This is a genomic window from Rhizobium sp. P43 (assembly GCF_056730705.1).
Genome location: NZ_CM161539.1, coordinates 1,253,721 through 1,277,887, shown reverse-complemented (window position 1 = coordinate 1,277,887; position 24,167 = coordinate 1,253,721). Strand labels below are relative to the sequence as shown.

The 24,167-nt window shown below is 61.2% G+C and carries 18 protein-coding genes and 2 pseudogenes; 11 read left to right on the top strand and 9 right to left on the bottom strand.

Annotated elements, in window-relative coordinates:
* Positions 1-58 precede the first annotated feature (58 nt).
* A complete protein-coding gene (locus tag AC1PUL_RS06330) occupies positions 59-919 on the top strand; it encodes an alpha/beta hydrolase family protein (protein ID WP_480467287.1) in 861 nt (286 codons plus the stop codon).
* A gap of 448 nt (positions 920-1,367) precedes the next feature.
* Here the strand turns inward: AC1PUL_RS06330 and gor are convergent, their stop codons facing one another.
* The 3 genes from gor to rpiA all read right to left on the bottom strand — a co-directional run bounded on the left by gor (position 1,368) and on the right by rpiA (position 4,127).
* The gene (gor, locus tag AC1PUL_RS06325; protein WP_480467285.1) at positions 1,368-2,756 is read right to left on the bottom strand and encodes a glutathione-disulfide reductase; all 1,389 of its coding nucleotides are present in this window, start codon (positions 2,754-2,756) and stop codon (positions 1,368-1,370) included.
* A gap of 115 nt (positions 2,757-2,871) precedes the next feature.
* Positions 2,872-3,408: a DUF2059 domain-containing protein gene (locus tag AC1PUL_RS06320; protein ID WP_480467283.1), complete on the bottom strand. Its 537-nt coding sequence runs from the start codon at positions 3,406-3,408 to the stop codon at positions 2,872-2,874.
* A 17-nt stretch (positions 3,409-3,425) separates the two neighbouring features.
* Positions 3,426-4,127 (bottom strand): ribose-5-phosphate isomerase RpiA, encoded by a 702-nt coding sequence (gene rpiA / locus AC1PUL_RS06315; RefSeq protein ID WP_480467282.1) that lies wholly within the window; start codon positions 4,125-4,127, stop codon positions 3,426-3,428.
* A 141-nt stretch (positions 4,128-4,268) separates the two neighbouring features.
* Between rpiA and gph the strand changes: the two genes are divergently transcribed.
* Positions 4,269-4,949, top strand: coding sequence for a phosphoglycolate phosphatase (gene gph, locus AC1PUL_RS06310; protein WP_480467281.1), 681 nt, complete (start codon positions 4,269-4,271; stop codon positions 4,947-4,949).
* A gap of 62 nt (positions 4,950-5,011) precedes the next feature.
* Here the strand turns inward: gph and AC1PUL_RS06305 are convergent, their stop codons facing one another.
* Positions 5,012-6,886 (bottom strand): L,D-transpeptidase family protein, encoded by a 1,875-nt coding sequence (locus tag AC1PUL_RS06305; protein ID WP_480467280.1) that lies wholly within the window; start codon positions 6,884-6,886, stop codon positions 5,012-5,014.
* A 434-nt stretch (positions 6,887-7,320) separates the two neighbouring features.
* Here AC1PUL_RS06305 and fumC point away from each other — a divergent pair.
* The 3 genes and pseudogenes from fumC to AC1PUL_RS06290 all read left to right on the top strand — a co-directional run bounded on the left by fumC (position 7,321) and on the right by AC1PUL_RS06290 (position 11,748).
* Positions 7,321-8,710, top strand: a pseudogene (gene fumC / locus AC1PUL_RS06300) (class II fumarate hydratase).
* Positions 8,711-8,859: 149 nt separating this feature from the next.
* Positions 8,860-10,467: a fumarate hydratase gene (locus AC1PUL_RS06295; RefSeq protein ID WP_480467279.1), complete on the top strand. Its 1,608-nt coding sequence runs from the start codon at positions 8,860-8,862 to the stop codon at positions 10,465-10,467.
* A 216-nt stretch (positions 10,468-10,683) separates the two neighbouring features.
* Complete coding sequence (locus AC1PUL_RS06290) at positions 10,684-11,748, top strand: GGDEF domain-containing protein (RefSeq protein WP_480467278.1); 1,065 nt, start codon at positions 10,684-10,686, stop codon at positions 11,746-11,748.
* 12 nt (positions 11,749-11,760) lie between these two features.
* Here the strand turns inward: AC1PUL_RS06290 and AC1PUL_RS06285 are convergent.
* Together AC1PUL_RS06285 and AC1PUL_RS06280 are read right to left on the bottom strand one after the other, a co-directional pair.
* Positions 11,761-12,370, bottom strand: a pseudogene (locus tag AC1PUL_RS06285) (pyridoxamine 5'-phosphate oxidase family protein).
* 68 nt (positions 12,371-12,438) lie between these two features.
* Positions 12,439-13,362, bottom strand: a complete 924-nt coding sequence (locus AC1PUL_RS06280; RefSeq protein WP_480467277.1) for an alpha/beta hydrolase — start codon at positions 13,360-13,362, stop codon at positions 12,439-12,441.
* A 47-nt stretch (positions 13,363-13,409) separates the two neighbouring features.
* On the opposite strand from AC1PUL_RS06280, the gene AC1PUL_RS06275 reads away from it, so the two are divergent.
* Complete coding sequence (locus AC1PUL_RS06275; protein ID WP_480467276.1) at positions 13,410-13,901, top strand: MarR family winged helix-turn-helix transcriptional regulator; 492 nt, start codon at positions 13,410-13,412, stop codon at positions 13,899-13,901.
* Here AC1PUL_RS06275 and AC1PUL_RS06270 read toward each other — a convergent pair.
* A complete protein-coding gene (locus tag AC1PUL_RS06270; protein WP_480467274.1) occupies positions 13,882-14,244 on the bottom strand; it encodes a gamma-butyrobetaine hydroxylase family protein in 363 nt (120 codons plus the stop codon). The two genes, AC1PUL_RS06275 and AC1PUL_RS06270, sit on opposite strands and share 20 nt — an antisense overlap.
* A 209-nt stretch (positions 14,245-14,453) precedes the next feature.
* Between AC1PUL_RS06270 and moaA the strand changes: the two genes are divergently transcribed.
* On the top strand, positions 14,454-15,440 hold the full coding sequence (gene moaA / locus AC1PUL_RS06265; RefSeq protein ID WP_480468514.1) for a GTP 3',8-cyclase MoaA: 987 nt from the start codon (positions 14,454-14,456) through the stop codon (positions 15,438-15,440).
* A 25-nt stretch (positions 15,441-15,465) separates the two neighbouring features.
* Here the strand turns inward: moaA and AC1PUL_RS06260 are convergent, their stop codons facing one another.
* Complete coding sequence (locus AC1PUL_RS06260) at positions 15,466-18,000, bottom strand: methyl-accepting chemotaxis protein (RefSeq protein ID WP_480467273.1); 2,535 nt, start codon at positions 17,998-18,000, stop codon at positions 15,466-15,468.
* Between the two features lie 230 nt (positions 18,001-18,230).
* Between AC1PUL_RS06260 and AC1PUL_RS06255 the strand changes: the two genes are divergently transcribed.
* The 4 genes from AC1PUL_RS06255 to mobB are packed head-to-tail and all read left to right on the top strand — an operon-like array spanning position 18,231 to position 21,526.
* The gene (locus tag AC1PUL_RS06255; protein ID WP_480467272.1) at positions 18,231-19,136 is read left to right on the top strand and encodes a DMT family transporter; all 906 of its coding nucleotides are present in this window, start codon (positions 18,231-18,233) and stop codon (positions 19,134-19,136) included.
* 29 nt (positions 19,137-19,165) lie between these two features.
* Positions 19,166-20,374: a multidrug effflux MFS transporter gene (locus tag AC1PUL_RS06250; protein WP_480467271.1), complete on the top strand. Its 1,209-nt coding sequence runs from the start codon at positions 19,166-19,168 to the stop codon at positions 20,372-20,374.
* 4 nt (positions 20,375-20,378) lie between these two features.
* Positions 20,379-21,008, top strand: a complete 630-nt coding sequence (mobA, locus tag AC1PUL_RS06245; protein WP_480467269.1) for a molybdenum cofactor guanylyltransferase MobA — start codon at positions 20,379-20,381, stop codon at positions 21,006-21,008.
* Entirely contained in the window at positions 21,005-21,526 is a 522-nt protein-coding gene (gene mobB, locus AC1PUL_RS06240) for a molybdopterin-guanine dinucleotide biosynthesis protein B (protein ID WP_480467267.1), read from the top strand. The genes mobA and mobB overlap by 4 nt, the downstream gene beginning before the upstream one ends.
* Positions 21,527-21,596: 70 nt before the next feature.
* Here the strand turns inward: mobB and AC1PUL_RS06235 are convergent, their stop codons facing one another.
* On the bottom strand, positions 21,597-23,960 hold the full coding sequence (locus AC1PUL_RS06235; protein ID WP_480467265.1) for an OmpA family protein: 2,364 nt from the start codon (positions 23,958-23,960) through the stop codon (positions 21,597-21,599).
* Between the last annotated feature and the right edge of the window lie 207 nt (positions 23,961-24,167).

The following is a 24,167-nucleotide window of genomic DNA, read 5'->3' as shown; positions in this document are numbered from 1 at the left end:
GATATGACATGAACGTAAACGTAAACTCCATCCCGACATCCGGAACGGGAGGTTCGGCGTGGCACCGCATGAGTTTGAGAAAACCGAGATCCAATTCGATACGACGGATCAGTTCCCCCTGCACGGCACTCTGATACGCGGCAGCGGTCTTGGCCCCATGGCACTCATCTCGTCCGCCGCCGCCGTGCCACGCGGCTTCTACGGACGCTTTGCCGAGCATCTCGTCACGCATCATGGGTTCCGCGCGGCATTGACCTATGACTATCGCGGTGTGGCCGCCTCGCAGGCCCCGAGAAGCTGGAGGCGTCCCTTGCTGATGCGGGACTGGGCACATTTCGACATGCCGGCGGCCTTGCATAGACTGGAGCAGGAAGCTCCTGACCACCCGATCGTTGGAGTCGGCCAATCCTTTGGCGGACAGGTCCTGGCACTGGGTGGACGCTCCGAGCGCTTCAGCCGCTACCTGATGGTGGCCACGATGACGGGATACTGGGGAAACACGCGGACCCGCATGCGGGTGTTCAGTCAGATGAACCTGGTCGGCGTACCGCTCGCGATCCTGCTGGGCAAGGTACCGGGACAGATTGGCCTCGGGCAGACCTTACCCGGTAGCGTATTCCGCGAATGGGCACGCTGGGGACGACACCCGGAATACTTCTTCGCAGACCCGACCATGGATGCCGCGCGCCGCTTTGCGGAAGTTGAAACACCGATCCTTGCCATCGGCTTGACCGATGACCCCTGGGGAACGCCCAAGGCGCAGAATGCACTCCTGAAATACTACCACCGCGCCCCGACCGAGATCCGCTGGATTTCGCCCGATCAGGCAGGCGCACCCGTCGGCCACCTTGGCTTCTTCCGGTCCGCCTTCAGGGATAGCTTGTGGAAACCCGCGATCGACTGGCTGCAGCAGGACTGACTTGCTGCAGCGCATCAGGATTACCCACAGGATTCACAGCGGCGGGACCAAGAGTTCATAAGCAACCGCTTGCAAAGAAAAAGCTTAGTGCCAGCATGGGATCCTCAAGGCGTGCATCTTCCGGATGGCCGCAAGCTTCGAGCAAGCCTCAGCCTCTACCCGACAGCCGGGGGCGTAGCGTGGAGTTTGGGAAGTTTTGACTTCCCACCTTGATCATGAGGATCGTGTGATGGCGTATGATTGGACCGGAGTACAAACCCGCAGAACCCGTCGGGTTCGACTTGCCCTTCTCTCTCTCCTGACCCTTGCTGCGCTTTCCGCGCCAGTCCTGGGATTTGACCTGATATCAAAATTCTGAGTGCGACCGTGGTCACGGTCGGTGCAGCCCGACCGAGATCCTTGGATTTCTTCAACCGCTCATGCTGATGGCGACGGGCGGCGCGGCCTATCAGACGCGCTCACCGTTGCGGATCCGGTAGGTCGGATTGTACATGGTGACCAGTTCCTCCGCCGCCGTCGGATGAACGGCCATGGTCCGGTCAAAATCGTCCTTGGTGCAGCCAGCTTTCAGGGTGATGCCGAGCAGCTGCGCCATTTCCCCCGCATCGTGACCGAGAATATGCGCGCCGACCACCTTTCGGTCTGCGGCATTGACGATCAACTTCATGATCATCTTCTCCTGACGGCCAGACAGCGTCGCCTTCATCGGGCGGAACTGCGCGCGGTAGACCTCGATCTCCTCGAACTTCTTGGCCGCCGCCTCTTCCGAGAGACCGACAGTGCCGATTTCCGGCTGCGAGAAAACGGCGGTGGCGATCAGGTCGTGATCCGGAGCGGTCGGGTTGTTCTTGTACTCCGTCTCGATGAAGCACATCGCCTCATGGATCGCGACCGGTGTCAGCTGCACGCGGTCGGTCACATCACCGAGAGCGAAGATACTCGGCACATTGGTGCGAGAGAATTTATCGACGATAATGGCGCCCCGCTCATTGGTTTGAACACCGGCGGCCTCCAGCCCGAGCCCGGTGGTGTTCGGGTCACGCCCGAGTGCCAGCATCACCTGCTCGACGACAAGGCGGCCATTGTTCATGGTCTCGACCTCCAGATTGCCCGCCGCCGACTTGGTGACCTTCTGGATATGGTCATGGCAGAGAATACGGATGCCCTTGGCTTCCATCGCCTCATGCAGGCCCCGGCGCATATCCTGATCGAAGCGGCTGAGGATTTCCGCCCCGCGATAGATCAGCGTTGTCTGGACACCCAACCCGTGGAAGATATTGGCGAATTCCACCGCGATATAGCCACCGCCGGCGATCAGGATCGAGCTGGGAAGGCTTTCCAGATGGAAGGCTTCGTTTGAGGAGATGCAGAACTCGTGGCCCGGCAGGGCGGCGTGCGGATTGGCTGCGCCACCGACGGCCACCACGATCCGCTCCGCAGTCACTTCCTTGCCGCTGGCGACAAGGCGCACACTGTTCGGCCCGGTCAGGACGGCCCGTGTTTCCAAGATCTCGGCGCCGGCGTTTTCCAGCCCCTTGCGATAGAGCCCCTCAAGCCGCGCGATTTCCTTGTCCTTGGCCGCGATCAGCGACGCCCAGTCGAACCGGCTTTCGCCGACAGTCCAGCCATAGCCGGCAGCGTCCTCGAAATGCTCATGAAACTGAGAAGCGTAGACAAACAGCTTCTTCGGCACGCAACCGCGGATGACGCAGGTCCCGCCGAAACGATACTCCTCGGCGATCGCCACCTTCTTGCCGAGGGATGCCGCGACGCGCGCGCTGCGGACCCCACCGGACCCGCCACCGATGACAAAGAGGTCATAATCGAACTGGCTCATGGCAAACTCCTGCGCGGTTGGGCTCTCGCTGAAACTGCGCCTGATATAGGTGGCGCAAGGACCAAAAGAAAAGCCCGGTACGATGACCGGGCTCAACAATCCAAAACGGATCGACTTACGGCTTCGGCGCTTCGGCCGGAGCAACCGGCTGCACCTCGGCGAGCAGGGCGTCATTGGCCTGCTTTTCCAGATCGCGCGCAATGCCGGCAGTCCAGATGTCGGCAGCCTTCAGCAATTCGCGGGTGGCAATCGGACCGTCCTTCAGCAACTTCTTGCCGGTTTCGCTGGTGTAGAATGCGGTGATCTGCTGCAATTCTTCGGCGGTGAATGCCTTCGCATAGACGACGGCGGCCTCACGCTCGAGATCGGCGCGGCGGGCGGCCAGCTTCAGGGCTTCTTCTTCGACCCGGGCGGAAATAGCGTCCTGAAGGTTGGGATAGGCTTGGATCAGCTGGACAGTCAGCCGGTCCATGATGTTCGGCAAGATGGCATCGAAGCGATCGGTTACACCAAGGGCGGTGATGGCCTCGCGTGCCGCCTGCAGATGCTCTGCCGGTACATCCTGCGCCTTGGCAGAGACAGCACCCAGCATGACGCTACCGGCGATGACGGCGATCGAGGCGAAGCGGCCCATACCCGTAAAGCTGATCATGAAATTCTAAGCTCCTGTTAGTTCTTCGGCTCCATCACCCGAGCACCAGCCGGTCCGGCGATGATCGCGAGCGATGCCAAGTTTATGAAAAGGCCGTGTTCCACCACGCCGGGGATTTCGTTCAGCCGGCTTGCCAGTGCGTCTGCATCAGGAATGCGGCCAAAAGATGCGTCGAGGATCAGATGTCCGCCATCCGTCGTATAGGGGCTCTCGTCGGAATAGGTCCTGAGCTTCATGGCACCGGTGAGACCCAGTTCGGACGCCAGCCGCTCGATGGCGATGCGCGTCGATGCCTGACCGAACGGGTTGATCTCGATTGGCAGCGGAAAGGCCCCAAGGGTCTCGACCAGCTTGGTCTCGTCTGCAATCACGATCATGCGGTTCGAAGCTGCAGCGACGATCTTTTCGCGCAGCAGAGCACCGCCGCCGCCCTTGATCAGACGGAACTGCGGATCGATCTCATCAGCACCATCAATCGTCAGGTCTAGTTCGGGCAGTTCATCGAGCGACTTCAGGGCGACACCGAGTTCGAGACACAAGCGCGCTGTCCGTTCCGATGTCGGCACGCCCTGAACCTTCAGTCCGCCAGCCACTTTTTCTGCCAGCAGACGGACAAATTCTTCCGCCGTCGAACCAGTACCGATGCCAAGGCGCATGCCGTCTTCAACATGCTCCAGCGCCGCGGCTGCAGCCTTGATCTTCATTTCGCGGGCGTCCATGCGCCGAAAGCTCCCATCTGTTTCGTCGGAAGCTGTTTACACGCCTACTCGGCGGAGTGAAAGCCCTGCGCAGCCGCCCAAGATTGCCTTTTCAAAGGATTTCCCCTACCCCCGGCATCACACAGGATGCTGCAGGGGAGTATGGTCTTGACCGCCACGACAATCGTTTTTGATCTCGACGGAACGCTGATCGATACAGCACCTGATCTCGTCGAGAGCCTCAACCACACGATCGCGGCACGCGACCTTGAACCCGTCAGCTACGAGGACCTGACCCACCTGGTCGGTCAGGGCGCACGGGTTATGATCCAGCGGGCCTTTGCCCTGCGCGGCGCTCCTCTGAATGAATACGAGATCCCTGCCCTCCTTGATCGCTTCATCGATCATTATGAAGCCGGCATGCCCGGCAAGAGCCGCCTCTATCCGGGGCTTCTCGATGCCCTCAACCGCCTCAAGGCCGCCGGATATATCCTGGCCGTCTGCACCAACAAGATGGAGCGGCTGGCAGTCCCGCTCCTCAATCGTCTCGCGTTGACGGACTATTTCGCCGCCATCGCTGGCGGTGACACCTTCGCCTTCCGCAAGCCGGATCCCGCCCATATCCTCGCCACCGTCGAGCGTGCCGGTGGCACATCGAACAAGGTGCTGATGATCGGCGACAGCATCAACGACATCCTTGCCGCCAGAAATGGCGGCATTCCCTCGATCGCCGTGCCTTTCGGCTACTCAGACGTCGCAGTGGAAGAACTCGGGGCTTCGCACATCATCCGCCATTTCGACGAACTGTCCGTCGAACTCGTGCAACGACTGCTTCGTGGATGACGCCATGAAAAATGGCGGACCTGAGGGCCCGCCATTCCATATCTGAGTTTCTCTAGGTCCTCTCAGGCGCCCGGCGTGCGGGCATCCGTCGTCGCCTTGAAAGCCTTGGCCGTGTGGTCGTCGCGGCCATAGACATCGTCGAAATATTCGACCACGCCATCCTTGTTTGGCCAGGCAGTGAAATAGGACACGTAGACCGGGATTTTTTGCGGAACCTGGACCGCGCGATTTTGGCCCGATGCGATCTGCTTGCCGATCTCTTCGACCGTCGTCCCCATCACGGCAGCGGCCATCACACGGGGTTCGGCAAGACGCACACAGCCATGGCTCAATGCGCGCATGTCGCGGCTGAAATAGCTCTTGGACGGCGTATCATGCATGTAGATTGCATGTTCGTTCGGGAACATGATTTTCAATTCGCCGAGTGCATTGTCGCCGCCCGGCGGCTGGCGAACATCAACGGCATGGGTCACGTTCCAATCGACCTGGCTTGAGGCCACCTTGCGCCCGCCATAAGAGACCTCGTAGCCGAGGCGGTCGAGATAGGACGGATCCGCGCGCAGTTTTGGCAGCATCTCGTTGACGATGATCGACTTCGGCACGCCCCAATAGGGGTTGAATTCAACCGTCTCGATCTGGTCCTGGAAGAAATAGGTCTGGTTGGCCTTCGACCCCACGACCACTCGCATCGACAGCTGTTCCTTGCCGTCATTGACATAGGTTGCTTTGAAGGCAGGCGCATTGATGAAGACGTGACGGGCGCCAAGGTCAGCCGGCAGCCAGCGGATCGCCTCCATGGCCACCTGCAGTTTGGCAATCTTCTCGGCATTGCTGTGGCCGGTCATTGCCCGGATCGTTGCTGGGCCGACGACACCGTCCGGCTTCAAGCCCTTTTCCTTCTGGAAAGCCTCGACAGCGGCAACCAATTCCGGGGTGTATTCCGGTGTGCCGGCGTAGGCGGTCAGCGCGACGGCATGATCCTTCAGCACCGTCTCCGAGGCCACCTGCTTCAACGCACCGATCACCTGAACCGTTTCCGGCTTGCTTTGCCCGGGCTTCAGAAGCGTGCCGGGAGCAATCGTAATCACCTCAGCCGTTGCAGCCGCATCTTCGGCCTTGAGCCGCGTGAGCTCGTCCCTGAGAGCCACAAATTGCGGGCTCTTCGGGTCCCGGTTGCGCAGATAGGCGGCAACATCGGGGCTCAAACGCAGCATGTCGAGCACCGGAGCAATGTTCACGGATTTGCGCTTGAAATCGTAATAGCCCGAGATCTTGTTCGGATCGATACGACCGCGAACCGTGTCCTGCACATAGGTCAGAACCTTGGCCGAAAGGGCGACTTCGAAGCCCGCGAGATCGCGTTGGCGCTGTTCCGGATCTGCAGCATCCGCCGTCTCGGACGGCATCGGAACGAGGTAGTCGTCCGGCGTAAGACCAACAGCGTCAGCGCCGGAGAGAGCCGCGATCATCGCCCGAGCGCGGTCAGAAATACCTTGCTCATCGGTCCAGAGCATCGGCTTGTTCGGATTGCCGTAGTAAGCCTCGACGGTCTTTGCGACCTCGTCCGTCGCGCGAACGCTGACCTCAAAAAGGAAGCGGCGATGACCGAGAACTTCGGGCGCCGCCTGCACCTCTGCAGAACCGGCAACCGGTTCGGAGACCGGCAATTTGATCTTGATGGCGCGCTGCGCTTCGGGCTTGTAGGTGTAGTAGCGCGGTCCGGTAATTTTGGGCAGCGGCTCGGGATCGCCTATTTCAAGGCCACCCTGTGCCTGGCTTTCAATGGAAGCCGACGCCCCCTGCTCCTTCACCTGCCGCGCCGGGCCGCCCCGGAGAAGATCGAGAAGCGTGGTCGCGGCAGCCTCGCCCGGCAGGGTTCCCGCAGCCGCAGTCGCAGCCAGCAAGGCAGCGACTACAAAATTCTTGTTTCTCGTCATTCTCGGTTCCATTTCCCTGCATCGAGCCCGACGGGGACTCGCAGTGCGTTTTGTCTTTTGCGGATCACTAGCGGATCGGCATTTCATTGAAAAGTTGGCCAATGTTCGGCGCGTCCGCCAGATACCGTCACCTTTGCGTGACCCGGCAGCAGACCGGCAAACCAGCACAGCGCAAACTAAATGGAAACATTCGTTAAATTTTGATTGACGTTAACAGATGATGGAAGAGCGAGGGCCGAGTTACCGATTAGCCCGCACACAAATAGTCGTGAGACGTGCCGCAAAGGACACAGGAGCCCACCGCATCAAGCCAACATAAATACTTGACTATAGAAATCATCTTATGCTCATTCGCTTGTATCGGGCCCACCCCTCCCTAAATCTAAGGTGAGCTTTCAACCTGAGCCTCGGCGTCGCAAAAGGCAGGACTTTTCATGACCTATCGCACTGAAACCGATACTTTCGGCCCCATTGACGTCGCTTCGGATCGCTATTGGGGCGCGCAGGCCGAACGGTCACTCGGCAATTTCAAGATCGGCTGGGAAAAGCAGCCCCTGCCGGTGGTGCGTGCGCTCGGAATCGTAAAACAGGCCGCCGCCCGCGCCAATATGGCCTTGGGCAAACTCGACGCCAAGCTCGGCGATGCGATCGTCATCGCCGCCCAGGAAGTCATCGACGGCAAGCTCAATGACCATTTTCCACTGGTCGTCTGGCAGACGGGTTCGGGCACGCAGTCGAACATGAATGCCAATGAGGTGATCTCGAACCGTGCCATCGAGATGCTGGGCGGCGAGATGGGTTCGAAGAAGCCGGTCCATCCCAATGACCACGTCAACATGAGCCAGTCGTCCAACGACACCTATCCCACGGCCATGCATATCGCGGCCGCAGAACATGTGGTCCACCACCTGCTGCCGGCGCTCAGGCATCTTCATGCGGCACTCGACGCCAAGGCCAAGGCCTTTGCGCATATCATCAAGATTGGCCGAACCCATACGCAGGATGCCACTCCCCTGACGCTCGGTCAGGAATTCTCGGGCTATGCCGCCCAGGTCGCGTCCTCGATCAAGCGGATCGAACTCACTCTGCCCGGCCTCTACGAGCTTCGCCCAGGGCGGCACGGCCGTCGGCACGGGCCTCAATGCACCGATCGGGTTCGCTGAAAAGGTCGCCGAAGAAATCGCAGAGATCACCGGCCTGCCCTTTGTTACGGCACCCAACAAGTTCGAGGCGCTGGCCGCCCATGACGCCATGGTCTTTGCCCATGGCGCGATCAATGCGGCGGCGGCGGCGCTCTTCAAGATCGCCAACGACATCCGCTTCCTGGGGTCTGGCCCGCGCGCCGGTCTGGGCGAACTGGCCCTGCCGGAGAACGAGCCGGGCTCATCGATCATGCCGGGCAAGGTCAACCCGACCCAGTCGGAGGCCCTCACCCAGGTCTGCGCCCATATCTTCGGCAATCAGGCGGCCATCACCTTCGCCGGCAGCCAGGGGCATTTCGAACTCAACGTCTACAATCCGATGATGGCCTACAACTTCCTGCAGTCGGTCCAGCTTCTGGGCGATGCCGCCGTCTCCTTCACCGACAATTGCGTCACCGGCATCGAAGCGCGCGAGGACAACATTCGCAAGGGCGTCGAAAACTCGCTGATGCTGGTGACGGCGCTCAACGGCAAGCTGGGCTACGACCTCTGCGCCAAGATCGCCAAGACGGCTCACAAGAACGGCACCACCTTACGCGAAGAAGCCGTGGGCGGCGGCTATCTCACCAACGAGGAATTCGACCAGTATGTTCGCCCGGAGCTGATGATCAGCCCGCAGTGAGCAACGCCGCGCACACCCTCTGGAAACCCTGACCGAAGGCGGCACCACGCCGCCTTCGCCACTCGTCTTTAGAACCATTGCAAAATTGGAACACCGCGACTAGACCGGCTGCCGAGTGACCTCTCGTTCCGGCTTCAAAAGGTGCTGCAATGGCTGACGATCTGTTCCCCCTCGGCGAGGACAAGACCCCCTACCGCAAGATCACATCCGATTACGTCTCCGTCGAGACCTTCAAGGGTCAGGAGATTTTGACCGTCGAGCCCGAAGGCCTGCGCCTGCTGGCCGAAACCGCGCTGTCGGACATCAACCACCTCCTGCGCCCCGGGCACCTGAAACAGCTCGCCTCCATCCTCGAAGACCCCGAAGCGACCGACAACGACCGCTTCGTCGCCTTCGACCTCCTGAAGAACGCCAACATCGCCGCCGGCGGCATCCTGCCTATGTGCCAGGATACGGGCACCGCGATCGTCATGGGGAAGAAGGGTCGTCGCGTCTGGACCGACGGCCATGACTACGAGGCGCTGGCCGAAGGTGTCCGCGACGCCTATGAGCGCCGCAACCTGCGCTACTCGCAGCTGGCACCGATCAAGATGTTCGAGGAAAAGAACACCAAGACCAACCTGCCGGCCCAGATCGACCTCTATGAAGAGGGCGAGGACGCTTACAAGTTCCTGTTCATGGCCAAGGGCGGCGGCTCGGCCAACAAGACCTTCCTTTATCAGGGAACGCCCTCGCTTCTGACCCATGACCGGATGATCGACTTCCTCAAGGAGAAGATCCTGACCCTGGGTACGGCAGCCTGTCCCCCCTACCATCTGGCGATCGTCATTGGCGGCCTTTCCGCCGAGATGACGCTGAAGACGGTCAAGCTGGCGTCGGCTCGTTACTTGGACGACCTGCCGACCGAAGGCTCCGAGTCGGGCCACGCCTTCCGCGATCTGGAGATGGAAAAGGAAATCCACAAGCTTACCCAGTCAATGGGTGTCGGCGCCCAGTTCGGTGGCAAGTATTTCTGTCATGACGTGCGGGTGATCCGCCTGCCCCGCCACGGCGCATCGCTTCCGATCGGCCTCGGCGTCAGCTGTTCCGCCGATCGCCAGGCCAAGGGCAAGATCACCAGAGACGGGATCTATATCGAGCAGCTGGAAACCGATCCGTCGAAATACATGCCCGATATCGATGAAGCGGCCCTCTCCTCATCCGTGGTCAAGATCGACCTCAACCAGCCGATGACTGCAATCCTCGCGGAACTCACCAAACATCCGGTCAAGACCCGCCTGTCGCTGACCGGTACAATCATCGTTGCCCGCGACCTTGCCCACTCCAAGATCCGCGATCGCCTCGAAAAGGGCGAAGGCATGCCGGAATATATGAAGAACCATCCGGTCTACTACGCCGGGCCCGCCAAGACGCCGACCGGCTATGCCTCGGGTTCCTTCGGCCCGACCACGGCCGGCCGCATGGACAGCTACGTCGATCAGTTCCAGTCCTTCGGTGGCTCTATGGTCATGCTCGCCAAGGGCAACCGCTCGCGCGCCGTGCGCGAGGCCTGCAAGACGCATGGCGGTTTCTATCTCGGCTCGATCGGCGGCCCGGCCGCCCGTCTTGCCCAGGACTGCATCAGACATGTCGAGGTTCTGGAATACCCGGAACTCGGCATGGAAGCAGTCTGGAAAATCGAAGTCGAGGATTTCCCGGCCTTCATCGTCACAGACGACAAGGGCAATGATTTCTTCCAGGAATTCAATCTGGGTTGATATTTTTCTGTGAAAATCAGCGTGCCGTTGCGGAAGGCGACTTTCGCGACGGCAATTTCTCATATCTTTTACAAGGCGTTACGCAGATGAGCGAAGCCTGCTGATTTTGCGCCCTTAAGTTCTCGTTGCGCGATTATTAAACATTTTCCAATCATTTTCCGCTAATTATTCTTTAGACCTCTAATGTCCCGAGTGACGACCACTGGAGTTGGCCGAATGAGCACGGCGGCACCGCCCAAGACGCAGAGCCCTGACGTTGCGGCACAGATCACCTACGCGATGCGCTCGATGGGGGTTGCCCCAATTCCGCGCAATTACGAGCTGTTCTATGAGGCCTATATCGGCTCCAACCCGGCACTGACACGCGAACTGGCAGCTCTCGGCAGCCGTGCAACGCAGGATGAACTGGATGCGCTGGGGGAGCAGTATTTCGGCAGCCACCAGACCCGCGCGATTGAGAACGTCCACAGCAAACTGATTGGCGAGCTGGATGGCCTTCTGCGCCTGCTGCAGCAGGAACAAAACTCGTTGCAGAGCTACAGCCGACTGCTGGGTGAAACCTATCACCGCATCAATTCGAAAAGCACCAACAGCGCCGACATCCTGCGCAGCGCCATCAACATCCTGACCGAGGCAACCGGCTCCACCATGGCGCATGGCGAGAAGACGGTCGTCGAGATGTCAGAGCGCTCGAAAGAGATGGACGAGGTTCGGCGAGAACTGAACGAATATAAGCGGATCGCCAATACCGACTCGCTGACCCGCATCGCCAATCGTCGTGCCTTCGACGAGAAGCTCGCGGCCATATACACGAGCGGAACGAAATCGCTCGCCGCGCTCGTGCTGGCCGATATCGACAACTTCAAAAAGGTCAACGACGTCTACGGGCACCCCGTTGGCGACAAGATCCTGGCCACCGTTGCTACCGTCATCCGCAGCAATGTCCGCAAGGACTGTTTTGTCGCGAGAACCGGCGGCGAGGAATTTGCCATCATCGCCGAAGGCAATACCACGGAAGAGGTTTTGCAGATGTGCGAGCGCATTCGTGTCGCGCTGGAAACCACGCCGTTCAAAAACTCCAAGACAGGCGTCAACTACGGCCCGATCACTATTTCTCTGGGCTTTGCCATGGCAGCCGATGCCGAGGATGCCGGCGAACTGTACGCCAGATCCGACATTGCCCTCTATTGTGCCAAGAATGCGGGACGCAACCGCACCAAGCCCTATGAAGACGGCATGAAAAAAGACTTCACCAAGAGCTGGCTCATCTACAAGCGGTGAGATCGCCCGGGCTTACCACATGGTTTTTGCCGCCCGGGCTGGCCATTCGCGGTCATAGGTTTCCTGGTCGAAACTCTCTTTTGCGGCCTTGAGCATCTCGCCGGGCGTTGGCAATCCTTTCGCCACCTCTTGTTTCTCCACATTCCAGAAGCTCGGCCCGCATCACCGCCCTGGCGCACTGGAAATAGGCCTCCGCGATTGTCACGACCACGACACTTCGCGGATGGCGGCCATCCATTTCGAAACTCTTTAGGAGTTCGGGCTCAACCGAAACCACTGCCCTTCCGTTGATCCGCACGACACTGTCGGAACCGGGGATCAGAAACATCAGCGCAACGCGCGGATCGCGCACGATGTTGGCGAGCGAATCGACCCGGTTGTTGCCGCGCCAATCCGGCAAAGCGAGCGTCTTCTCATCTTCGATCCGGACAACGGCCCCGCGATCGCCGCGCGGTGAACAGTCAAGCCCCTCCGGCCCGACTGTGGCGAGAGCCACGAATGGCGAGGCTTCAATCATTTGCCGGTAGGCTAAGGTCAGGAACGTCGTGACCTTGGCGGTCGATGCCTCGGAGACCTCGCCATAGATCGCCTTGAGGTCCTCAACGGTGGTGATGATGGTCATGCTTCTCGCTCCCGCTTATCCTTCCGACACTAAACGCCGGTTCGGGGTAGGCAAGAGCGATGACGCGACTATGACACCCGGCGCTCACCGGACTGTCCCGCCAACTCTGCTCCGCTCAGGAAGGATGCGACCGCAGCGATGACTTCGGGTGCGCTGACGATGCGCCGATGCCCGTGGCCATTGGCCCAGAGATGCCGGACATGCGGCGAAACACCGATATAGCGCTGTGCATGGCCCACATTCACCTCCTTGTCATCCTCTGCATGAACGACAAGCAGAGGCCGGTCGATCCGGCGGGCAACGCTGACCCCGTCGAGCTCCTCGACCCGCGCGCCGGCGATTTCCAATGCCCGGCTGCGCATCGCGCCGACACTGCTTCGACCGAGACCGACCATCGCGGCAAAGCCGCTGAACACTTCGCCCATGCTGGAGGGCGAGCCGATCAGCGCGATCCGGGTAGCCTTCAGGGTCTGCAGATCCGAAAACACTCCGCCCGCGGCCATCATCACGGCGGCGCCGCCAAAGGAGTGGCCCACCACGCCGTCGAAGCGACCGAAATGCCGCTCTGCGGCGACGATGGCTTCTGCAGCGATCTTCAGATCGAGCCGCCGCCCACTCGAGGCACCATGTCCGGGCAGGTCGAGCACGATCACGTCTGCGCCGCTCTGCCGAAGTCCCCAGGCGAGGTCCGACAGATACTCGGCGCGAGAGCCCCAGCCATGCACCACAAGGATCCGCGGCCTCTCAGCTTCACCCTCCGCCGGCAGATGATGCGCCGCTGCCATGCCGCGCGACAGCGCCAGGCGCACCAATGTCGCCTGCCTCAGCCGATTGCGGCCAACTTTGAAAACTTGCCGTGCCTTGGCGCCCTTGGGTTTCCGGCTCGGTGTGCGGCAGAAGAGTTCAAACGCAATCCGCCCGGCCACTCCGGGCGAAAGCTTTTCCAGCTGCGCGAAAGCCAGGCGGGTGACCTTGAGCGGAAAGGATGGCATAGTCAGAATCCCTTAGACTGTTCAATGATGAACAATAAAGTACAAGAATGAACAAAAAGCAAGCCTTCCCCTGGGATCATCCTCGATTTCGCAGCTGGATTTCGGTTGCCCGTGCCTGCCAGCTGATGCAGCAGGCCCTCGGTCGTGCGCTGGCACCGCTCGACATCAAGCCGCCGCATCTCGATATCCTCGTCAATCTCTATCGTTTCGAAGGGATTTCCCAGCAGGAACTGGCCCGCAAGCTGCTGGTCGGCCGCTCCAATATGAGCATGCTGCTGCCGCAGATGGAAAAGCGCGGCCTTCTCGAGCGGCGACCGGATCAGCGGGACAAGCGCGTCTTACGGCTGTTCCTCACCGCGGAGGGTCGGGATCTGAGTGAGAGGGCGATGCAGATTCAGACAGATCTCATCGAGCGAACGCTTTCCGCGACGCCGATCGACGAATGCCAGCGCCTCGCCGAAAACATGGACCTGTTGATCCAGCGCATGCTGTCGGCCGACGGGATGGTGGACCCTGAACTCAGCGCGGATCGCGACTGAGGCGCTTTTCGGCAAGCTCCGCCTCATAGGCCGCAAACTTCTCGTCACCGCTTTCGCCGAGTTCGCGCAGGTAGTTCCAGGTGAAGATCCCGGTGTCGTGTCCGTCATCGAAGCCGATCCGCACCGCGTAATTGCCGGTCGGCACCATCTGCCGGATCGCGACATGCCTCTTGCCAGGCACCGTGACCTTCTGGCCCGGTCCATGCCCCTGAACCTCTGCCGATGGCGACAGCACCCTGAGCATTTCGGCCGGAAGCGCGGCAACGACACCGTCGTTGAAGCTGACGGTCAAGAGCCGTCGGTCCTTCGACACCTTGAGTTCGGTCGGCCAGATCTCGCTCATGTTATCCTCGGATGGGCTTTTTTGTCGGATGCTGCAGACCTAGGACCAAGTGCTGAGCTTTGCAATCCGTCTTGATGAAGTCGTCGCCTGTCAGCTTGACGCTTCAAGGGCTTGGCCCCACATTGGACGAAACGGACAGGAGAGATCTGTTGGACCAGACCCCCGCCGATTGGCGCCATGCAGAACCGCTCGTGGAACGAGCAAACCCGATGATCGACCCCTTCGGACGGGCCGTGACCTATCTGCGCGTCTCCGTTACCGACCGATGCGACTTCCGCTGCACCTATTGCATGGCGGAGAACATGACATTCCTGCCAAAGAAGGATCTTCTGACGCTGGAGGAGCTCGACCGGCTCTGTTCCGCCTTCATTGCCAAGGGCGTTCGCAAGCTGCGCCTGACGGGCGGCGAGCCGCTGGTCCGCAAGAACATCATGCATCTGGTGCGCGCCCTGTCGCGCCATATCGGCAAGGGTCTGGATGAGCTGACGCTGACCACCAACGGCTCTCAGCTTGTCCGCCATGCCCAAGAACTCGCCGACTGCGGCGTCAGACGCATCAACGTCTCCCTCGACACGCTGGACCCGGACAAGTTCAAGGCGATCACCCGCTGGGGCGAATTCGGCACGGTGATGGACGGCATTCGCGCAGCCCAGGCCGCCGGTATCCACATCAAGCTCAACGCCGTGGCACTGAAGGATTTCAACGAGCACGAGATCCCGGACCTCCTGCGTTTTGCCCATGGCGAGGGCATGGACCTGACCCTGATCGAGACCATGCCGATGGGCGAGACGGGCGAGGACCGGACGGACCAGTATCTCCCGCTCTCGAAAGTCCGCGCGTCACTCGAAGAGCAGTTCACGCTCAACGACATCCCCTATCGGACCGGCGGCCCGGCACGCTATGTCGAGGTGCGCGAGACCGGCGGTCGCCTCGGCTTCATCACGCCCCTCACCCATAACTTCTGTGAAAGCTGCAATCGTGTGCGTCTGACCTGCACGGGCACGCTCTATATGTGCCTTGGCCAGGATGATGCAGCCGACCTGCGCACTGCTCTCAGGGCATCCGACGACGACGCCTATCTGTCGGCGGCCATCGACGAGGCGATTTCACGCAAGCCAAAGGGTCACGATTTCATCATCGACCGCGCCCATCGCAAGCCGGCTGTCGCGCGGCACATGAGCGTCACCGGCGGCTGAACGCCGCCGGCTTTCTTCTCAGTCCTCAGGCCGAACGGCGATAGACCTGCGGAGCTGCCCGCTGGCTGTCGGTGCGGAAGCGCGAGATCTTGTGCATCAGATTGTCGACGCGCTGCCGCAGCCCCTGGATTTCGGCATTGTTTTCCTCGACCATGGCGGCGTTCTGCTGGGTGATCAGTTCGACATCACGCACGGCGGACGTCACTTCGCTGATGCCCGTCGACTGTTCGCGAGTGGCTGCCGAAATGCCCTCGACCAGCGACTGAACTTCTTCGACCTGATCGATGATCGCCTGCAGCGCGACACCGGTGTTCTCGACAAGCTCGACGCCCGAACGGACCTGACCGCCGCTGACGGAGATCAGCGTCTTGATCTCCTTGGCCGCGTTGGCGCAGCGCTGAGCCAGATCACGAACTTCCTGGGCAACCACCGCAAAACCACGACCGGCTTCCCCGGCGCGGGCGGCCTCGACGCCGGCATTGAGCGCCAGCAGATTGGTCTGGAATGCGATTTCGTCGATCACTCCAATGATCGTCGAAATCTTTTCCGAGGACCGGCTGATCTCGGCCATCGCCTCCACCGCCTTCTTCACCACCACGCCCGACTGGCGGGCATGATCCCGGGCCGACTGGACGGACTGGGCAGTGCGCCCTGCCCCATCTGCCGTCGAGCGCACGACATCGCTCAGATGCGAGAGCGCACGAACGCTCTCTTCAAGCGCTGCCGCCTGCTGCTCGGTGCGGCGGGCCAGATCATCGGCAGAAACAGCAAGGTTTTCGGTGCCGGCATTGATGTCGACGCTTGCCGCCCGCACCTCTTCGAGTGTCGCCCTCAGCGCTTCCACGGCCTGGTTGTAGGTCGAGGCCATGGCGACGAAGTCGGCCGGCAGGTCGTCGCGCATGGAGACGTCGAGCTGACCGTTGGCGAGCGCTTCGAGCACAGACGACAGGGCTTCCAGCGCCGAGCGCTGATCGGCCTCGACACGGGCACGCTCCTCGGCACGCTGTGCGCTTTCCCGCTCGGAGCGCGCACGCGCGGCTTCCGCTTCCTCCTCGAGACGCCGGTTTTCCAACGCCGCATCGCGGAAGACGGTAACGGAGCGCACCATGTCGCCGATTTCGTCGCCGCGATTGCGGCCTTCGATCGGGACGGAAAGATCGCCGTTCGCAAGGCGTGCCATGACGCTGGTGATCCGCTTCAGCGGCGCCCGCAAGGTTTCGACCAGCATCAGACCGCCGATGATCGCAAGCAGCGTCCCGACGACCATGGTGATGACCGAGATCGTCGCCGACCGCTCGCTGTCTTCACGGCCAATCTCCTGGGCCTGGGCGACGAAATTGCGCAACGAGCCCATCCCCGCCGAAACGGCAGCACTGGCGGCCAGACGCTTTTCCTCCCAGTCACGTCCTGCATCGAGGCGGGCCTGGGACATGTCGGCAAGTGCTGCAAGCTGCGGTGCAATCTTCTGCGGGAAGTCCCGCAGCGCGCTGTTCTTGGAACCAAGCTCGGAAATCCGCGCTGCAATGGCCTGCAGGGCTTCGATCTCCTTCACGACAACGGCGCGGCTTTCGTCACTCAGCGCCCCCAGCATCTGCTGAACGCGCAATTCCATGGTCGCAACATTGAGCGCCGCCGTATCGACGAGCGCCATCAGCTCCTTCTGTTCGGCGACAAGCTTGTCCAGATTGACGAAGCGGTCGGCGGCAACATCGCTGTTCTTGGCCGCCTGCAGCGTGATCTTCTGCTCGATCTCGACCAGTTCGGCGAGCACACGCCCGAGTTCCTGCGCCTTGGCGTCGTCCGGCGACGACTGCCCGAGGATCGTCTCGATCTTGCCGATGGCGGCGGCAACTTCGCCGACCAGCACCCTGCCCTTCTCGGATGCGATCTCGTTGGCCTTGGCCAGATCCTTCTGCATCGGTCCGAGATAAAGCTTGGCCTCGGCCAACTGCTCTTCCGGCGTAAAGGCCATCTGCACGCCGACTCGCAACTTGCCGAGGCGATCGAGAAGCGACTTGAACGCCGAAGCATCGAACAGCAGTTCCTTGGCAAAGCGCTCCTTGCCTGAGAGATCCTCGCGGACGAAATCGACCTGCTTGACGATCTGCTGGCTCTCAGCCTGCAGCGCGGCCACCGCAGCATTGAGGCCCGCATCCAGCTCGTCGCGCTTCGTCTTGTTGTCCCACAATGCTGCGGTCTGCGTCCGCATCTGCGAGGGAAGCTGCGTCAGGGCGGAGAGATCCGCAGACTGCGCCTGTTTCGCAAGGACACCGTTGAGAACATCGAGCCCCTTCTCCTGGCCGTCTATGGCGGAGAGCAGCGCCTGCTTGCTTTCCTCGGTTGGATCAAGGCTGAACTCCTGCAGCCCCTGCTGCAGCGTCTCCAGGTCACTGATATTGCCAATGGTCGCGCGCGTGACGGTCATGTGACCGTTCAAGGTCGTGGCAGTCCAGTATCCCAGCAGGCCAACGCCCGCCATCAGCAGAACGAGAGGAACAACAAACAGCAATACCTTGGTGACGATCCTGCGACTTTGCAGAAGGCGATCGATAAAACTCATGGGGACCCTCAGAGAGGTCGAAAGCCTGCGAGATCATCGCGCAGGGTCGAAGAAAGGGATCCGCCTCATGCAGTTCCGATTGCGAGCTTGTCCTTGGGAGTTTGAGCAAAAGTTAACCGCGCACCACGTTTTTGGCACTGCAGCATCGTTTGCCAAGCGCGGCAGCCGAATTCTTATTTCTCGCGCCTGCCGCTTGGTTTAGAAACATCGAGTACGCACGGGAATCGAGCATGGCATTATCCGAGAACACCCGAGGCGCCCTCCTGATGGCGATCTCGATGGCGGGCTTCACCTTCAACGACGCTCTGACGAAATCGGTGACTGCGGAGCTGACCGTGGCGCAGATCATGTTCGTGCGCGGTGCGTTTACGGCACTTCTGGTCTATGTGGTCGCCCGCCGCATGGGTGCACTCGACCACATCAGAAACATCCTCCAGCCGCTGATCCTCCTGCGCATCGCCTTCGAAACGGTCGCCGCCGTCGCCTTCCTTGCGGCCCTCGGTCAGGTTCCGCTCGCCAATGCCTCGGCAATCCTGCAGTCGCTGCCGCTCGCGGTGACGCTGGGTGCCGCGATCTTCTACAAGGAGCCGGTCGGCTGGCGCCGCTGGACGGCGATCGGCCTCGGCTTCATCGGCGTGCTCGTGATCATTCAGCCGGGTCCGGAAGGCTTTACGCTTGCCTCACTCTACATCGTGTTCTGCGTGATCACGGCAGCCGGACGCGATCTGGTCACACGCCGAATCGATCCCAACATTTCGTCGCTGACGGTCACCTTCTTCACGGCCGCCTCGATCTCCTTTGCCGGCCTGCTTCTGGTCCCGGCCTTCGGCGGCTGGCAGCCGCTTTCTGGCAGCGCGCTTGGCAGGCTCGCCTTCGCCTCGATCTTTCTGTTTGCCGGCTACCAGGCAATCATCATGGCCATGCGCACCGGCGAAATCTCCTTCATCGCGCCCTTCCGTTATACGAGCCTCCTGTGGGCCGTCCTGCTCGGCATGATCTTTTTCGGCGAGACACCGGATATTTGGATGATCATCGGCTCGGCCATTGTCATCGGTTCGGGTCTCTACACATTCTACCGTGAGAGCAAGCGCAAGGCCGCCCTCGCCCGCCGTGCGGACCCTGCGTCCCCCGGCTGATTACACCATTGACGCAAGGACATTCCGGCGTGCAGCAGCAGCAGTCTCGCTTCCTCGACAGGACAACGGCCCCGCATATCGTCAGTCTCGTGGCGATCGCCGGTCTGTCGGCGCTGACCATGAACATCTTCCTGCCCGCGCTCCCGGCCATGGCGTCCGACTTAGAGGTTGATTACGATCGGGTGCAGGTCCTCGTCTCAGGCTATATCGCGATGACCGCACTTGTACAGTTGGTGATCGGCCCCCTGTCTGATCGCTACGGGCGGCGCCCGGTGATGATCGGCGCGCTGCTCATTCTGATAGCCTCCTCGCTCGTCTGCATGGTGGCAACATCGATCGAGCTTCTGACGGTTGCCCGTATGGTCCAGACGGCCGTGGTCGCCGGTCTTGTCCTCTCGCGTGCCATCATCCGCGACATGGTGCCCATGGAGGAAGCCGCGTCCATGATCGGCTATGTCACCATGGGCATGACTCTGATCCCGATGATCGGCCCAACGCTCGGCGGCGTGTTGAGCGACCATTTCGGCTGGCGCTCGAACTTTGCCGCCATCCTGATTGCGGCGCTGATTGTCCTGCTTCTCATTTACCGGGACCTTGGCGAGACAAACCGCCAGAAGAGCGGCAGTTTTTCAGAGCAGTTCAGGGCCTGGCCAAGGCTTCTGACCTCGCCGCGCTTCTGGGGCTACACCATGGCCGGCACCTTTACATCGGGCGCCTTCTTCGCCTTTCTCGGCGGGGCGCCTTTCGTCGGTGGAACCCTGATGGGTCTGACACCGAGCGTACTCGGTCTGCAATTCATGTTCATTGCAGCCGGTTATATTGCCGGGAACTACCTCTCCGGCCGGTTCGCCCGCCGAGCTGGCATCGACATGATGATGCTGATCGGCGGTTTAGTCGCCCTGGTCGGAGCCGCCATTCCGATCCTGCTTTTTGCGCAGGGCTACATGTCTTACCTCGCTTTCTTTGCACCACAGGTCGTGGTCGGTTTCGGCAACGGTCTGTCGCTGCCCAGCACCAATGCCGGCATCGTCAGCGTCAGGCCGGAGCTTGCAGGCTCCGCTTCCGGGCTCGGCGGGGCAATTTCCATGGGAGGCGGCGCCTTCGTCTCCTGGCTCGCATCAAGGATCCTCTCGGTCGAGACAGGCGCGATGCCTCTGCTGCTCGTGATGCTCGCCTGCTGCGTGTTGGCGCTGATCGCGGTTGTCTTCCTGAGATTTGCCCCTGGCGAAGAACGGTGAGCCGATGAACCAGAAGGATGCACGCCCGCCCGCCGTTATCCTTGCAGGCGGTCTGTCCCGCCGCATGGGCCGCGACAAGGCCCAAGTGGCGCTGCAGGGAACGCCGCTCGCCCTCCGGATTGTAGAAAGGTTGAAGCCGCAAGTCTCGACGCTCTACCTCAATGCGTCTGCGGATCATCCCCTGGCCACACACCTCCCTCTTATACCGGACACCCGCCCGGACCGACCAGGTCCACTGGCCGGCGTGTTGGCAGGCTTGAAACACCTGGCTGAACGGGCTGAGCCCCCGACACATTTGCTGACCACCCCTTGCGATACGCCCTTCCTGCCCACCGATCTGGTTGAACGTTTGGTCGGCAACGCTGAAACCGACACAATCGTGCTAGCAGGCTCCGGAGGTCGGACGCATCCGATCACAGCACTCTGGCCCCTGTCGCTGGCAGACGATCTGGAAGCATGGCTTTCGGACCCGACGCACCGCCGCGTTTTCGATTTCATCGCCCGACATCAAGCACAGACCGTAGACTTCGCCCCGTTCCTGGGCCCCTTGGGCGCGGTTGATCCGTTTTTCAACGTCAACACCCCGGAGGATCTCGAGACTGCCCGAGCCATCCTCGACCACGGTGCAGCATGACCCAGAGCCCACGCATCTTCGGCATCGCCGGCTGGAAGAATTCCGGCAAGACGGGCCTGGCCGTAAGGTTGGTCGAGGAATTCACTCGTCGCGGCTACAGGATCTCGACCATCAAACATGCCCATCATGACTTCGACATCGACAAGGTCGGTGCCGATAGCTACCGCCACCGCGAGGCCGGCGCCCATGAGGTCGTCATCGTCTCAGGCACGCGCTACGCCATCATGCATGAACTGCGCGGCGGGCCGGAACCGAGCTTTGAGGAAATCCTTGCCCGCATTGGCCCCTGCGACCTCGTGCTGATCGAAGGCTATAAACGCGAGCCGGTACCGAAAATCGAGGCGCGCCGAGAAGCCGCCGCCAAGCGGGAGCCGCTGGCACCCTCCGATCCGCATATCCGTGCCATAGCGGCCGATCATCGGGTGGATGACACCGACCTCCCGGTGTTCGACCTGGATGACACCGTCGCCATTGCCGATTTCATCGCCGCAGTCACGAAACTTCCGCCGAAATCTTGATAGCGCCTGGGCAAAAGAGAAGGCCGCCGGATCGCTCCGGCGGCCTTCGTATTTGTGCTGTCTCAACCGATCAGTTGTTGCTCGACACGTTGGCCGGGCGGACCAGCGTCGTCACGCGACGGATGGCCACACGACGGTTCTGCTGCTCGGCAGCTTCCGTGCGGATCTTCAGGAAGCGCTCGCCATAGCCCTGCACCGACATGTTTTCCGGCGGGATGCCATAAACTTCGGTCAGGAGGTTTGCGACCGTCTCGGCACGCTTGTCCGACAGGACAAGGTTGGAGCGATCCGAACCGACGGCATCGGTATGGCCTTCAATCAGGAAGACCTCGCCCGGATCCTGCTCCAGCAGCTTCTCCATTGCCTGTGCAACGCGACGCAGCGTCCGAGCCTGTTCGAGAGGCACTTCAGCCGAGCCCGACGGGAAGGTGATAGTATCGAGATCGATACGGCGCACCTTGTCACGGATACGGGCCGAGGACTTCACTTCGTCGATCGAGTACACGCGCTCCACACGTTCGACCGGCGGTCGCGCAAGGAAGTCGTAGTAATCGCGATCCGGCGCGCGAGACGTCGAGACGATATAGTCGCTGACCGGAATGGTCAGGCGCATCGGCGGCAGCGACAGACCGACATCGACGAAGACGCGAGGACGTTCGCTATCGGCTTCCGGCGAATAGATCAGCACATATTCACGACCACGCGGGGAAATGCGCGACCGGATGATGATGTCGCCGTAGCGGTTGTAGACCGTCACCAGCTTGCTGCCATCAAGGCGTTCGATCGTTTCGCGGACACGGCCGCGAGACAGCTGCTCGTAATAGGTTTCTTCCGCATCGTAGCGCAGGCGCTGGCGGTCATCGCTGCGCACCACGATCTGATTGCCAACATTGATGACGGTCCGGTTGTCGATCTGCTCGATGACCCGGATCTCGGTGACCTGATTGACCACGTTGTTCTGGATGACCGTGTTGTTCGTGACATTGTTCGTCACGTTGTTGTTCGTCACATTGTTGGTGACGTTGTTCGTCACATTGCTATTGGTGACATTGGTGACGGTGGTCGGCACATCGAAGGTCGGCGCGGCATCAAGCGTCGTGCCCTGCTCGGCAATCGTCGCCTGGATGACCTGCGGGTCCACCTCGGCAGTGTCGGCCTGAGCCTCAGCGTCGGTTTCCGGCGGGGGAGCCACGTCTTCCTGGGCCCTCAACTGCGTGCGCTCTTCGCGTGCCGTCTCACCGCCCGAGTTGTCGGCTTCCTTGTCGCTATCCAGAACGGCAGCACCGTTATCTACGGGCAGAACCACCGTTTCGGTCGTCTGCGACGGATCTTCGGCAATTGCCTCCTTTTCCTCAACGCTGCGCTCGTCGACGATCTCCTCGACGGGTTGATCGACCGGCGGCTCGACGGCAGGCACCAGGACCTGATCGTCGGTCGGCTGCTGATCAGCAGGCTGTTCCTCGGTCTGCGGCTGCTCGGCCGGCGGAGCGACGACGCATTCTGCCTCGGAGGCGGCCTGAGTACCGTCCGCACAGGTCACGCCCTGGACCGGCTGTTCTTCGACTGGCTGCTCTTCCACTGGCTGTTCGGTCGGCTGAGCTTCGCTTTCGGCCGGAGCCTGCTCCTGCGTCTGGTCAGGCACAGCCGGTTCCTCGGTTGCCTGCGGCTCTTCTGCAGGCGCCTCTTCGGTCTGGGCTTCCGGCTGCTCGGCCGGCTGTTCCTCAGGCTGCTGGGGCACGGGGCATTCAGCCTCGGACGCCGCCTGAGACCCATCAGCGCAGGTTACAGCCGTCGGCTGCTGCTCCTCGGCAGCCTGCTGTGCCTCTTCAGCGGCACGTTGAGCTTCGGCTTCCGCCTGGCGCTGGGCTTCTTCTTCGGCGGCACGCTGCGCCTCGGCTTCCGCCTGGCGCTGGGCTTCTTCCTCGGCGGCACGCTGCGCCTCGGCTTCCGCCTGGCGCTGGGCTTCCTCTTCGGCAGCACGCTGTGCCTCGGCTTCCGCCTGGCGCTGGGCTTCCTCTTCGGCGGCACGCTGCGCCTCGGCTTCCGCCTGACGTTGCGCTTCTTCGGCAGCGCGCTGTGCCTCGGCTTCCGCCTGGCGCTGGGCTTCCTCTTCGGCGGCCCGTTGCGCTTCAGCCTCAGCTCGGCGAAGCGCCTCTTCTTCGGCAGCACGCTGCGCTTCAGCCTCAGCCTGACGGCGAGCTTCTTCCTGGGCTGCGGCCTCGGCCTCACGCGCGGCACAGGTCTCGGCATCCGGTGCCTCCGACCCATCGTTACAGGTGACGGCCTGCGCCAACTGAATGAGCTTTTCCTCGGCCTGCTGGGTCTGAACCTGTCGTTCTGGGTGTCCGGTAATCGAAGCCGCGACTGGCTTCGCCAGCACCGCGACGGACAGGACCGGGATTGCCACCGTATTGAGCAATCTCTTCTTGAACATGCCTTGCGTTTCCTTCCCTGCGCATGAACTTGTGAGCTGCGCTCACCCCGTCATGCTGTTGAATGCGTGCTCGATTACGCGAACCGAGGCTCTCGCCAAGCTAGTTTTCGGATAATTAACCGTGGCTGAACGGACCAGAACGAGTTTTGCTCCATTTAACCATGCCGGATGGAACAAAACATCGCCTTTTGGAACCTCTAGCGGTTT

Coding starts and splice junctions, on each gene's coding strand:
- rpiA (WP_480467282.1), bottom strand. CDS start 4,127: ATGGACGCCCGCGAAATGAAGATCAAGGCTGCAGCCGCGGCGCTGGAG.
- gph (WP_480467281.1), top strand. CDS start 4,269: ATGGTCTTGACCGCCACGACAATCGTTTTTGATCTCGACGGAACGCTG.
- AC1PUL_RS06280 (WP_480467277.1), bottom strand. CDS start 13,362: ATGCCATCCTTTCCGCTCAAGGTCACCCGCCTGGCTTTCGCGCAGCTG.
- gor (WP_480467285.1), bottom strand. CDS start 2,756: ATGAGCCAGTTCGATTATGACCTCTTTGTCATCGGTGGCGGGTCCGGT.
- AC1PUL_RS06290 (WP_480467278.1), top strand. CDS start 10,684: ATGAGCACGGCGGCACCGCCCAAGACGCAGAGCCCTGACGTTGCGGCA.
- AC1PUL_RS06260 (WP_480467273.1), bottom strand. CDS start 18,000: ATGAGTTTTATCGATCGCCTTCTGCAAAGTCGCAGGATCGTCACCAAG.
- mobB (WP_480467267.1), top strand. CDS start 21,005: ATGACCCAGAGCCCACGCATCTTCGGCATCGCCGGCTGGAAGAATTCC.
- AC1PUL_RS06255 (WP_480467272.1), top strand. CDS start 18,231: ATGGCATTATCCGAGAACACCCGAGGCGCCCTCCTGATGGCGATCTCG.
- AC1PUL_RS06275 (WP_480467276.1), top strand. CDS start 13,410: ATGAACAAAAAGCAAGCCTTCCCCTGGGATCATCCTCGATTTCGCAGC.
- AC1PUL_RS06320 (WP_480467283.1), bottom strand. CDS start 3,408: ATGATCAGCTTTACGGGTATGGGCCGCTTCGCCTCGATCGCCGTCATC.
- AC1PUL_RS06305 (WP_480467280.1), bottom strand. CDS start 6,886: ATGACGAGAAACAAGAATTTTGTAGTCGCTGCCTTGCTGGCTGCGACT.
- AC1PUL_RS06270 (WP_480467274.1), bottom strand. CDS start 14,244: ATGAGCGAGATCTGGCCGACCGAACTCAAGGTGTCGAAGGACCGACGG.
- AC1PUL_RS06235 (WP_480467265.1), bottom strand. CDS start 23,960: ATGTTCAAGAAGAGATTGCTCAATACGGTGGCAATCCCGGTCCTGTCC.
- moaA (WP_480468514.1), top strand. CDS start 14,454: ATGATCGACCCCTTCGGACGGGCCGTGACCTATCTGCGCGTCTCCGTT.
- mobA (WP_480467269.1), top strand. CDS start 20,379: ATGAACCAGAAGGATGCACGCCCGCCCGCCGTTATCCTTGCAGGCGGT.
- AC1PUL_RS06295 (WP_480467279.1), top strand. CDS start 8,860: ATGGCTGACGATCTGTTCCCCCTCGGCGAGGACAAGACCCCCTACCGC.